The organism is Roseivirga sp. UBA838 (assembly GCF_002296035.1).
In the GTDB taxonomy this organism is placed as follows: Bacteria; Bacteroidota; Bacteroidia; order Cytophagales; family Cyclobacteriaceae; genus Roseivirga; species Roseivirga thermotolerans.
Window position 1 is genome coordinate 101397 of sequence record NZ_DBHC01000032.1, and the last position, 10603, is coordinate 111999.

General features: G+C 42.8%; 11 protein-coding genes, 1 tRNA gene and 1 riboswitch. Of the genes, 8 read left to right on the top strand and 4 right to left on the bottom strand.

Annotated elements, in window-relative coordinates:
- Window positions 1-16: 16 nt before the first annotated feature.
- Entirely contained in the window at window positions 17-1216 is a 1200-nt protein-coding gene (locus B3O12_RS10930; RefSeq protein WP_286756313.1) for an ABC transporter substrate-binding protein, read from the bottom strand.
- Between the two features lie 28 nt (window positions 1217-1244).
- Window positions 1245-1443: riboswitch (cobalamin riboswitch) on the bottom strand.
- A 26-nt stretch (window positions 1444-1469) separates the two neighbouring features.
- Between B3O12_RS10930 and B3O12_RS10935 the strand changes: the two genes are divergently transcribed.
- The gene (locus tag B3O12_RS10935; RefSeq protein ID WP_286744156.1) at window positions 1470-2117 is read left to right on the top strand and encodes an FKBP-type peptidyl-prolyl cis-trans isomerase; all 648 of its coding nucleotides are present in this window, start codon (window positions 1470-1472) and stop codon (window positions 2115-2117) included.
- Window positions 2118-2123: 6 nt separating this feature from the next.
- On the opposite strand, the gene B3O12_RS10940 is transcribed toward B3O12_RS10935, so the two are convergent.
- From B3O12_RS10940 to hflX, 3 genes are all read right to left on the bottom strand, one after another.
- Window positions 2124-2405 carry a hypothetical protein gene (locus tag B3O12_RS10940; RefSeq protein WP_286756314.1) on the bottom strand — a complete coding sequence of 94 codons (282 nt, stop codon included), beginning with the start codon at window positions 2403-2405 and terminating at the stop codon, window positions 2124-2126.
- Between the two features lie 281 nt (window positions 2406-2686).
- Window positions 2687-2758, bottom strand: a tRNA-Arg gene (locus B3O12_RS10945).
- A gap of 69 nt (window positions 2759-2827) precedes the next feature.
- Window positions 2828-4024, bottom strand: coding sequence for a GTPase HflX (hflX, locus tag B3O12_RS10950; RefSeq protein ID WP_286756315.1), 1197 nt, complete (start codon window positions 4022-4024; stop codon window positions 2828-2830).
- 154 nt (window positions 4025-4178) lie between these two features.
- Between hflX and rfbC the strand changes: the two genes are divergently transcribed.
- The 7 genes from rfbC (at window position 4179) to B3O12_RS10985 (ending at window position 10409) form a co-directional block, all read left to right on the top strand.
- Window positions 4179-4724: a dTDP-4-dehydrorhamnose 3,5-epimerase gene (gene rfbC / locus B3O12_RS10955; RefSeq protein WP_189628552.1), complete on the top strand. Its 546-nt coding sequence runs from the start codon at window positions 4179-4181 to the stop codon at window positions 4722-4724.
- Window positions 4721-5458: a tyrosine-protein phosphatase gene (locus B3O12_RS10960; protein ID WP_286756316.1), complete on the top strand. Its 738-nt coding sequence runs from the start codon at window positions 4721-4723 to the stop codon at window positions 5456-5458. Before rfbC ends, B3O12_RS10960 begins: the two co-directional genes overlap by 4 nt.
- Before the next feature lies 1 nt (window position 5459).
- Entirely contained in the window at window positions 5460-6446 is a 987-nt protein-coding gene (locus B3O12_RS10965; protein WP_286756317.1) for an NAD-dependent epimerase/dehydratase family protein, read from the top strand.
- 104 nt (window positions 6447-6550) lie between these two features.
- Window positions 6551-7954 carry a tetratricopeptide repeat protein gene (locus tag B3O12_RS10970; RefSeq protein WP_189628555.1) on the top strand — a complete coding sequence of 468 codons (1404 nt, stop codon included), beginning with the start codon at window positions 6551-6553 and terminating at the stop codon, window positions 7952-7954.
- Window positions 7955-8722, top strand: a complete 768-nt coding sequence (locus B3O12_RS10975; protein WP_189628556.1) for a phosphosulfolactate synthase — start codon at window positions 7955-7957, stop codon at window positions 8720-8722.
- Window positions 8723-8725: 3 nt separating this feature from the next.
- The gene (locus B3O12_RS10980; protein ID WP_286744141.1) at window positions 8726-9664 is read left to right on the top strand and encodes a DUF368 domain-containing protein; all 939 of its coding nucleotides are present in this window, start codon (window positions 8726-8728) and stop codon (window positions 9662-9664) included.
- A 1-nt stretch (window position 9665) separates the two neighbouring features.
- Window positions 9666-10409 carry a shikimate dehydrogenase family protein gene (locus B3O12_RS10985; RefSeq protein WP_286756318.1) on the top strand — a complete coding sequence of 248 codons (744 nt, stop codon included), beginning with the start codon at window positions 9666-9668 and terminating at the stop codon, window positions 10407-10409.
- Window positions 10410-10603 lie beyond the last annotated feature (194 nt).

The following is a 10603-nucleotide window of genomic DNA, read 5'->3' on the forward strand; positions in this document are numbered from 1 at the left end:
GGACTGGAAAAATTGACTAACGAAGTGGTGCGTAATAGACCAACTCATGGTTGGGTAGCAGCTGTGGATGAAAAATCTTTACGATATCCTTGAGTATGACGTGTGGCTGAACAATGCCTGACTCATAATAGTCGTTGCCTCCACCTTCTGTATATTTGCCATATACATTGTATACCTTGCCGGTTTTAAATGCTTTGAAGTCTGCATAGCGACTATCTCTTTGAAGCACCTCTCCGAGTGTTTTGGCATTGCTGGGCACCATCCAGTAGTCGGCTTTGAGACCATAGGCATATACCGTTTCAAAATCGAGCTTGATACTTCCCGTAGACTCATTGTTGCTCCACGGATAGGCTACCTTGGCGGTTTGCAACATTCTGTAGGTGAAGCTATTTCCTCCGGCTACATACCAGGCATCTCCGTTGGCAATTCCGGTAATGGTAAGGGGAGATTTTTCTACTTCATTCTCAACCAGGTTTAAGACTCTCTGGTACTCCTTTACTATTTCTTCAAAGTAGGCATTGGCCTCTTTCTCCCTGTTCAACAACACAGCCACCAGCTTTAACCATTCTGCCCTACCCAAAAGGTCTTTTTCCTGCCAATCGGCATTGAGTAACACGGGTATGCCCGCACTTTCTAACACCTGGTAGTTATCGTTCTGAGAGTTAGGATAACCCACTCCCAACAATGCCTGAATACCGGATGCAAGCACAATTTCTGTATTGAGCATGCCGGAAGGGGCTAGCTCTATGGCCTCTCCTTTGCTAACAAGCTGTTGAATCGTATTACTTGAAACATACTGCGCAGTTTCTACTCCTTTTAGGTGGTCCAAAGCATCTAGCACTTCAAACATGGCCAGATGGGTTGTTGAAAGTGACCCCAATTGCTGCACCGGAACCTCAAGGGTACGATTAGCCGCAAAGCCGGCTGGTGCCGGGGTGCCTCTCTGCACTAGGGCATAGACTATTGTATCGACAAAATCATTGTAGTGCCTAAAAAGCTGAAGCTCTTTCCAATGGCCATGGTATTGTACATCAAAGCCAATGGCATAGTCTATGGCTACTTTCTCAGGGAAATAATCTTTGTTCGGATCGAATGGGCCAGAAGCTTTAGAGTTCGAATCGTCCGAACCGCAGCTTAAGCATAACAGAAAAACGGCAAACCACGGCAAAGTATATACCGCCCTGCGGTGGTTCAGAATAGAGATCAGTTTTTTCATACTATAGGCTTTTCCTCAGAAAGCGTTTTAGTGAACATTCACAATGGCAGGTCTTCTGACTTTCCCTGTTTTGTCGGCCTTCCCATCCCGATATATCGAGAAAGTGGCGTTTTCAACAAAACCTAAAAATGGGATTACAGCAGCTGGGACTGTTCAGGACTCTCACCTGATTCCCTTTTAATTCATACCGAAACCTTCAGCATGAAACCCTTGCGGTAATGCAAAGGTAGAGAAATATATTTTAGATTTGGAAATGCGATTAGTTACCCCCCTTACCCTACTGCTGATTTTTCTTGCCCTTAGCCCGGCATTGGCCCAAAAAACCGTGGAGCACTACCCCAGTGGAGAAAAAAAATACCAGGGCCGGATGGCCGATGGTAAAAAAATAGGCACACATACCTATTGGTATGAGAATGGCCAAAAAAAGAAACAAGAAAAGTACAACGAAAATGGAGTGCTCGTAAGACTGCGCGAATGGAATGAAAATGGGGAGCTGACTAAAGATGAAAAACCTGAAGAACTAATGGCAAAAATGAGGGTTGAGCAGTTTGCCAAAATGAACTGGATTGAACTCCCAGAAGGTGTTTCCTTCTACAAAATAAAAGGAAACAACTCGCCAAAAACCAGTAGCGACCTTACCAATTATATAGTGCATTACGCAATCTATTTAGAAGATGGAAGTGAAATTGAAAGCTCGCTATATTCTAATACGCCCATTCCGGTTAACCTGGAAAAACACAACATGATTGACGGGTTTGTGATTGGCCTGAAGCACTTTAACGAAGGCGACAATGGTTTTATAAAAATACCCCATCGGTTAGCCTATGGTTCTGAAGGCACCAAAAACATACCCGCTTACTCCACCCTTGTCTTTCAGGTTATTGTAATGAAGGCCGAATAGCAGAAACTAAAAGCCTTTTGAGGTTTGCCAATCAGAAATACTAATTCGCGCTTCGGAGTAGAGGTCATACACCGCAATAGTTACCGAACTGCCGTAGTCCTGCCCCCAAAAAGGATGCTTGTTGATAAGGTCTCTTGACTCTACATATTCCGGATGATAGGTTGCCTCCAGATCGTCCCAAACAATAAGCATATACTCATAACTCAGTTTGCTTTCACGGCCCTGTTCCAGCCATAGCTCAAACTGGCTTTCATCGAGAGAGGCAGGGTATTCTTTGCTTTCGAACATGATTAAATTTTAAAACACCTTGAACAGACCGCCAAACATAAGCATTTAATTTGGCCTACAGATTCTTAAGATTTCTCTTACGATAGGGAAGTCTAAAATCAATCTTCATACTCCAAGAAATGAAAAGCTAACTAGAGTAATTCCCGCCCTTCTTAAAAAAAAACAGCCCGAAAAACATCAAGAACAACACAACGCCTTACTCTCTCTATGGCCGTAAGAGTTCATGCGCTTTTTATTTAACTTTTAGGAAACCCTCTTTATGAAAATCGTTTAAGAAAAAGTAGCCCTGCTAGGAATCGAACCTAGATCTAAAGTTTAGGAAACTTCTATTCTATCCATTGAACTACAGGGCCAAAAGGACTTCAATTTTCTGCAATAGACCATCAAATTCCAAGACAACAAGCAAGAAATTCAGAGTTTCCTTAGTACCTCGCGTCTTTAAGGTAGTTAGGAAAAATGGTAAAGTGTCGCTTCTTCACCTTTTCCATTAGCACCTCTCTAAACTCCTCTATATTCGTTTTGTTAACTGCAGAAATAAATACAGAAGCATCTTCCCCTTTAGCTATATAGGTGCGCTTCAATTCGTCTAGTGTAGGCGGAGGGTTATCCATTTCTTCCCTCATCTCCTCATCAATAGTTTTGAACTGATCTATTTTATTGAAAACCAAAATGGTGGGTTTATCTGCCGCACCAATATCTACCAGCGTTTGGTTAACCGTAGCCATCTGATCTTCGAAGCCGGGGTGCGAAACATCTACTACGTGCAATAGAATATCGGACTCCATTACCTCAGCCAAGGTAGACTTAAAAGACTCTATAAGATGTGTTGGTAGCTTTCTTATAAACCCAACGGTGTCGGACAAAAGGAATGGAATCTGATCAATAACCACCTTTCTCACTGTAGAGTCAACCGTAGCAAAGAGCTTATTCTCGGCCAATACATCGGCTTTGGTCATTAGCCTCATTAGGGTAGACTTCCCCACATTGGTATAGCCTACTAAAGCCACTCGTACAATGGTGCCTCTGGACTTGCGCTGCACCTCGTTTTGCTTTTCTATTTTCTCCAGTTTCTTTTTGAGAACAGCTATCTGATTTCGAATCATTCGCCTGTCAGTCTCAATTTCTTTTTCACCGGCTCCTCCTCTTGTTCCCGTACCTCCACGCTGCCTTTCAAGGTGAGTCCACATACGGGTAAGGCGGGGTAAAAGGTAGGTAGAACGAGCTAACTCCACTTGCGTTTTGGCCTGAGCCGTTTGAGCCCTTTCCAGAAAGATATCCAGTATGAGTAAGCTTCGGTCGTAGATTTTCACCTTCAGGTCTTTCTCCAGGTTCCGCAATTGCGATGGGGTAAGATCATCATCAAAAATCACTACCTGTACTTCTTCAGCAATCACGTAGGTTTTGATTTCTTCTAGCTTGCCTTTCCCGACAAACGAACGAATATCCGGTTTGTCCATCTTTTGAGTAAAAGACTTCACCACATTCAATCCTAGCGTTTCGGCCAAAAAAGCCAGTTCATCCAAATATTCTATAACGGTTTCTTCCGGCTGGTCCCTGTTCACCAGAGCTACCAGCACAGCTTTATCGTTTTCTTGCGGTCTTGTTTCGAATCCTCCCATAAATAATGCCGCAAGTTACCATTAATCGAATCATTTGTGAAACAGACCTTTAAAATCAGTCAGTGGTCGAAACAAAGGTTTAACTATAAAATTTGCACCTAACTTTATTTCTCTCTAAGCACATATTGAACATATTTGAATTGATAATTCCGTTATGAAGATTATAGAAACCGGCTTTGATGGCTTATACGAACTAGAACCTAATATTTTTGGCGACAAAAGGGGTTATTTTTTTGAATCGTACCGAAGAGAACTTTATCAGGAGCTGGGTATTCGGGAAGATTTTGTTCAGGACAATGAGTCATTTTCCGTAAAAGGCACCCTTCGGGGACTCCATTTTCAGAAGCCACCACATGCTCAGGCCAAGTTGGTTAGAGTTATTCATGGTAAGGTGTTAGACATTGCTCTGGACATTCGCAAAGACTCGCCTACTTATGGAAAGCATCACACGGTTTTACTTGAGGCCGAACGTCACAATATGTTCTTAATTCCTGCAGGGTTTGCCCACGGTTTTGTTGCGCTAGAAGACTCTGTCTTCTTTTACAAATGCTCCAACTATTACCACAAGGAGTCTGAAGGAGGCATTCTCTGGAATGACACATCCCTGGGAATTGACTGGGGAATCAGCAACCCTATAGTTTCAGAAAAGGATCAAGTTTTACCTAACTTTGCGGCCTATAAGCAAAGTCCTGCATTTTGAGCCTTTTTTCATTTTTGCGCAATAAGAAGTCTGCTCCCAACCTGGGCGGTATTACTACCGATGTGCACTCGCACCTCATTCCGGGCATAGATGATGGTATTCAAAGCATTGAAGAAGGCCTTGAAATTTTGCGTACTATGGAAGCTCTGGGATATAAAAAGGTGATTACCACCCCGCACACTATGTGGGGCACTTACGACAATACCCCAAAAAATATACGCTCAGGCCTTAAAACCATGCAAGAAGCTCTTGAGCAGGCAAATATCTCTATTGAACTTCAGGCGGCTTCTGAGTATTACCTGGACGAGCATTTTATGCAAAAGCTTTCGGCCGATGAAGAGCTGCTTACTTTTGGTAAAAACTATATACTGGTTGAAACCGGTTTTATAAATGAGCCCCCTGAGCTTAAAGAAGCAAGCTTTCATCTAACCATGAAAGGGTATAAAATGGTATTTGCTCATCCCGAGCGCTACCTCTATTTGCTAGAAAAACCACAGCTTATTGAGGAACTTTTAGATCGGGATATCATTTTTCAGTTGAACGCCATTTCTTTAACCGGCTGTTATTCTAAACCTGTTCAGAAACTAGCCGAACGACTTATTGATATGAAGGCTATACGAATGGTCGGAACCGATTGTCATCAAATAGGACACATAGAACTACTAAAAACAGCTAGCACTACCAAGTATTGGAAAAAGCTGCTCGAGTTAGACTTATTAAATCACCAGCTATAGAATGAAAGTATTTATAACGGGAGCTACCGGTTTGTTAGGAAGCTTTATATGCCGTGAGTTATTGCAAAAGGGGCACCAAATCAGAGCAGTAAAGCGTGCAACAAGTCAAATGACTCTGCTAGAAGATATTGCGGGGCAAATTGAATGGGTAATTGGCGATATGAACGACACCGTATTTCTGGAAAGCGCTCTTACCGGTATAGATGCTGTTATTCACGGAGCCGCCATTATATCTTTCGACAAGCGGTTTGAAAGCAAAATGTACGAAACCAACGTTTTGGGTACTGCAGATTTAGTCAACACTTGTCTCAAATTAAATGTAAAAAGATTTTTACACGTGAGCTCTGTAGCCGCCATTGGCCGAAAGCCCAATCAACGTGAGATTACAGAAAAGGATCGTTGGGAAGGCACCAAATATGATTCCATTTATGCCCGTTCCAAGCACCTCCAAGAGCTGGAAGTTTGGAGAGGAGCCCAGGAAGGGCTCGAGGTCAAGATAATTAACCCCTCAGTAGTTTTAGGCCCCGGTCTTTGGGGGCAGGGAGGCAGCACTTCGGTTTTTCATTATGCCTACAACGAAAAGGCCTTCCATCCGGCCGGACATGCCAATTTTGTTGATGTACGCGATGTAGCCGAAATAGCCGTTAAACTTTTGGAGTCTGACATTCACGGAGAACGGTTCATTCTCAATGCCGGGTCATTACCCTACAAAGAGTTTTTTGGCACCATTGCCAGAAGCTTCGGAAAGAAACCTCCGGCTAAAGAAGTGAAACCCTGGATGCTGCACGTGGCTGTAGCTCTTGAGTTTGTACGCTCAAGAATAACCGGAAAAGAAGCAATGATTACTAAAGACACGGCCATTTTGAGCAGAAGCAGATTCCATTTCAGTAATCAAAAAATAAAAAAGACACTGGGCGTAGAATTTAGATCTTTCGAAGAATCGGTAGACTGGACCATTGCCGAACTCAAAAATCGCTATCAACTGTAAATCAAATAGTTGAACGGTTATCCCAATGAATTCGGGAAAATTTTAATCGTTCTGTATGGATTAAATGTGCCGTAATTCGTAGTTTAAGTAAACCAATTGACGTAATGCAGGAAGACTATCCGAGTAGAGAAGAGGAACGTGGGTTGATTAGCAAGTTTGAGGAGCTTCTCAAAAACAAAGGTTTTCATTTCTTCGACATCGAAGAATATGAGACCATCATTCATTATTACCTGGAACGACTACAGTTTGGAAAAGGGCTAAAGGCCGGACGAATGGCCCTTCAACAATACCCCTTCAGTTTAGAGATTAGCATCTTAATTTCTCAATGCCTTGTGGGCAAAGAAAAATATGACGAGGCCCTTAAGGTAATTGAAGAAGCCGAAAACCTTCATCCCAACGACCCGGAATTGCTGACCGTAAAAGGCAACATTTACTCTATTTTGGGTGAGTTTGAGAAGGCCGTTGAAATTCTGCTTTCTACGCTCGATGGAGCAGAAGATAAAGCAGAAGTTTACTACAACATAGGGCTCACCTATCAAACCAATGGCAAATACGAAGTCGCCATTGATTTTTATAAACAAGCCATAGAGACAGACATCAACCACGAATCGGCACTCTACGAATTGGCATACTGCCTGGACGTTACAGGTAAACTGGAAGATAGCGTAGCCTACTATAAAGAGTTTATCGACAGAGACCCCTATTCGGCTTATGCCTGGTATAATCTGGGTATTGTTTATAATAAGCTAGAAAAGTTTGAAGAGGCCGTAAAGGCCTACGATTTTGCCCTGGTAATTGACGACACCTTCGCTTCTGCCTGGTTCAATCTGGGTAATTCATATATGAATCTGGAGCGTTACCAAGACGCACTGGAAGCTTATAAAAACACCCTCAGCAACGAGGGGCCATCTTCTGAGGTTTACTGTTGCATTGGGGCAGCCTACGAAAAAATGGAGCAATACGAATACGGAATTAAATATTACCGTAAAGCTTCTAAAATCGATCAGTTTTATGAAGATGCCTGGTATGGCATAGGCTGTTGCCTTTCGGCACAAGAAAAATACTTCGAGGCCATACACTTTTTAAACAAGGCCCTAAAGTTAGATCCAGAAAATGCTAACTACTGGATGGCCGTGGCCACTGCCGAGTATAACATTGGCAACGTAGTTTCGGCCATAGAGGCCTATCAGGAAGCGGCCATACTGGAGCCTGTAAATAATGAAATTTGGCTCGACTGGTCATTTATTCATTACGAGCAGGGCGAAATGAAAAAAGCTATCTCACTCATTGATAGAGCCTTGGAGGAGGTTCCTGACGATGCTGAGCTATTATACCGCATGGTGGTTTATCAAATCACGGCAGGTCATTACCGCGAAGCCTTTACTTATCTAGAAAATGCCTTAATTTTGGACTTCGAAAAACACGAAGTGCTCTTCGAATTTTTTCCTAAACTGGAAACGCAAAAAGCGTTATTCAAGATTATCGATCAATACAGAAGTAAGAATTAAATGCATTACTTTTTAACAGACGTGCCTGAAAGGGCACAAAAACCACGGGAGAAAGGTTTCACTATGGCTATGGACAAAGGCCTTAGCGTGAGACAGGCCGAGGATTTCATCAGCGTTTGCGGTGACTATGTAGATATTGTGAAGTTGGGCTGGGCCACCTCTTATGTGACACCTAATTTAGACGCTAAACTCAACGTATATAGAGAAGCAGGCATACCCTTCTATTTTGGAGGAACTCTGTTCGAAGCATTCATTGTGAGGAATCAATTTGATGATTACCGAAAAGTGCTCGACAAATACAATATGCCCTTTGCCGAAGTTTCTGATGGCTCCATTGAGCTGGACCATGATGTAAAATGCGAATACATAACCAAACTGGCAGAACAAGTAACCGTTCTCTCCGAAGTAGGCTCCAAGGATGCTGAAAAAATTATCCCTCCTTACAAGTGGATAGAACTGATGCAAAAAGAGCTGGATGCAGGAGCATGGAAGGTAATTGGCGAAGCCAGAGAAAGTGGCAATGTAGGCCTCTTTAGATCTACAGGCGAAGTAAGATCCGGCCTAGTACAGGAAATCCTTACCAAAATTCCTTTCGAAAAAATTATTTGGGAAGCACCTCAGAAAGCCCAACAGGTATATTTCATTAAACTAATGGGAGCCAACGTAAACCTCGGTAATATTGCTCCTGAGGAAGTTATCCCTTTAGAAACCCTGCGTTTGGGACTACGGGGCGACACGTTCGATCATTTTCTCGATCGCAAAGTTTAACCCATGAGCAAGCTCATAAATTACATTACCCTCTACCTCAAAGGACTAGCCATGGGGGGAGCAGATGTGGTTCCGGGAGTTTCCGGAGGCACCATAGCTTTCATCACAGGAATTTATGAGCAATTGCTCACTAGTATTAAAAGAGTGGATGCAACCGCGCTTGGCTACCTTAGACGGATGGACATTAAAGGGCTTTGGAAATACATAAACGGCTCTTTTTTGCTCACCCTGTTAGTTGGTATCTTCACCAGCGTAATCACCTTAGCCAAGGTTATTACGCATTTGCTTAGCGACAGTCCCATACAGGTATGGTCTTTCTTCTTCGGACTCATTGTTATTTCAGCCCTCATTATTCTGAGAGAAATAAAACAGTGGAGTTTTGGAGTGGCCATTGCCATCGTTATTGGTATTGGTATTGCCTATCTAATCACATCTTCTACCCCGGCTGAAACCCCTGAAGGAAAGTGGTTTTTATTCATAGCCGGTGCGGTGGCTATATGCGCCATGATTTTACCGGGAATTTCCGGATCATTTATTCTCTTGCTATTTGGCAAATATGAATACGTGCTCACGGCCATAAAGGAATTTAAGGTGGTAGACATTATCATCTTTGCCTTAGGTTGCATTGTTGGACTCCTAAGCTTTGCACGCCTGGTAAGCTGGCTTTTTAATAAGTTTCACAACATTACGGTAGGCGTACTATCAGGCTTTATGATTGGTTCTCTCTATAAAGTCTGGCCATGGAAAAAAGCCGTAGAAACTTATGTAGACAGGCACGGTGAGATTAAACCGCTCTATGAAATAAACGTAATGCCTAACGACTATCTGGCCCAAACCGGTATGGAACCTCACTTTGTTGAAGCTCTTGGCTTCGCAGCAGGTGGTTTTCTGCTTGTTTTGGCTATAGACAGAGTGGCAGCATATTTAAAACCCGGTAATTGATATGAAACGTTTTGGACTGATTGGCTATCCACTAGGTCATTCTTTCTCCAAAAAGTATTTCAGTGAAAAGTTTGAGAAAGAAGGCCTGCAAAACCTTGAGTATGAGCTCTACCCCATAGAGTCAATTGAAGAGTTGCCGGAACTTATCAAATCGGAGAAAGGGCTTTCCGGCTTAAATGTTACCATTCCTTATAAAGAGCAGGTAATTGCATATTTGGACGAAATAGACCCAAAAGCCGAGCGAATAGGCGCTGTCAATTGCATTAAAATTCAAGGGAAAAAACTGATAGGTTATAACACCGACTATAGCGGCTTTAAAGAGTCACTTGTCAAATTTGTAGGCCCTAACCCAATGCCTGAAAGAGCATTGATTCTGGGAACAGGCGGAGCATCTAAAGCAGTAAAAGCTGCTTTAGAAGACCTGGGCATCGAACACCAGTTTGTGTCCCGAAATCCTAAGGAAGGCCAATTGAGTTATGACCTTCTCAATACTCAATACTCCATACTCCATGCTGCGAAGCTCATTATTAACACCACCCCGCTGGGCATGGCCCCCAATACGGACACATTACCACCACTACCATACGAACAACTTACCAAAGAACACTTTCTATATGATCTGGTTTATAATCCGCTAAAAACTGCTTTTATGCAAAAAGGAATTGATGCCAAATGCTGGGTAAAAAACGGACTGGAAATGCTCCACGGACAGGCAGAAGCGGCTTGGGAGGTTTGGAATTCCTAAGTATCTTCTGCCATGAAGAGAGCCCTACTTCTTACTCTATTTGGATTTCTGATTGAAAAAAATTCGACATGCCAAGAGACAAAGTATGAACAATTGGCATTGAACTATTTTTTCGAGAATATTATTGAGGAAGAGAACTATCAACAATTCAGGCTATTAGCCACAAGCTATGTCCTCACAGCGTCTTTTAACAG

Bases quoted from the DNA above. Each gene is read 5' to 3' on its own strand.
- B3O12_RS10980 (WP_286744141.1), top strand. From the start codon at position 8,726: ATGAGCAAGCTCATAAATTACATTACCCTCTACCTCAAAGGACTAGCC.
- B3O12_RS10965 (WP_286756317.1), top strand. From the start codon at position 5,460: ATGAAAGTATTTATAACGGGAGCTACCGGTTTGTTAGGAAGCTTTATA.
- B3O12_RS10970 (WP_189628555.1), top strand. From the start codon at position 6,551: ATGCAGGAAGACTATCCGAGTAGAGAAGAGGAACGTGGGTTGATTAGC.
- B3O12_RS10940 (WP_286756314.1), bottom strand. From the start codon at position 2,405: ATGTTCGAAAGCAAAGAATACCCTGCCTCTCTCGATGAAAGCCAGTTT.
- B3O12_RS10935 (WP_286744156.1), top strand. From the start codon at position 1,470: ATGCGATTAGTTACCCCCCTTACCCTACTGCTGATTTTTCTTGCCCTT.
- rfbC (WP_189628552.1), top strand. From the start codon at position 4,179: ATGAAGATTATAGAAACCGGCTTTGATGGCTTATACGAACTAGAACCT.
- B3O12_RS10975 (WP_189628556.1), top strand. From the start codon at position 7,955: ATGCATTACTTTTTAACAGACGTGCCTGAAAGGGCACAAAAACCACGG.
- B3O12_RS10930 (WP_286756313.1), bottom strand. From the start codon at position 1,216: ATGAAAAAACTGATCTCTATTCTGAACCACCGCAGGGCGGTATATACT.
- hflX (WP_286756315.1), bottom strand. From the start codon at position 4,024: ATGGGAGGATTCGAAACAAGACCGCAAGAAAACGATAAAGCTGTGCTG.
- B3O12_RS10985 (WP_286756318.1), top strand. From the start codon at position 9,666: ATGAAACGTTTTGGACTGATTGGCTATCCACTAGGTCATTCTTTCTCC.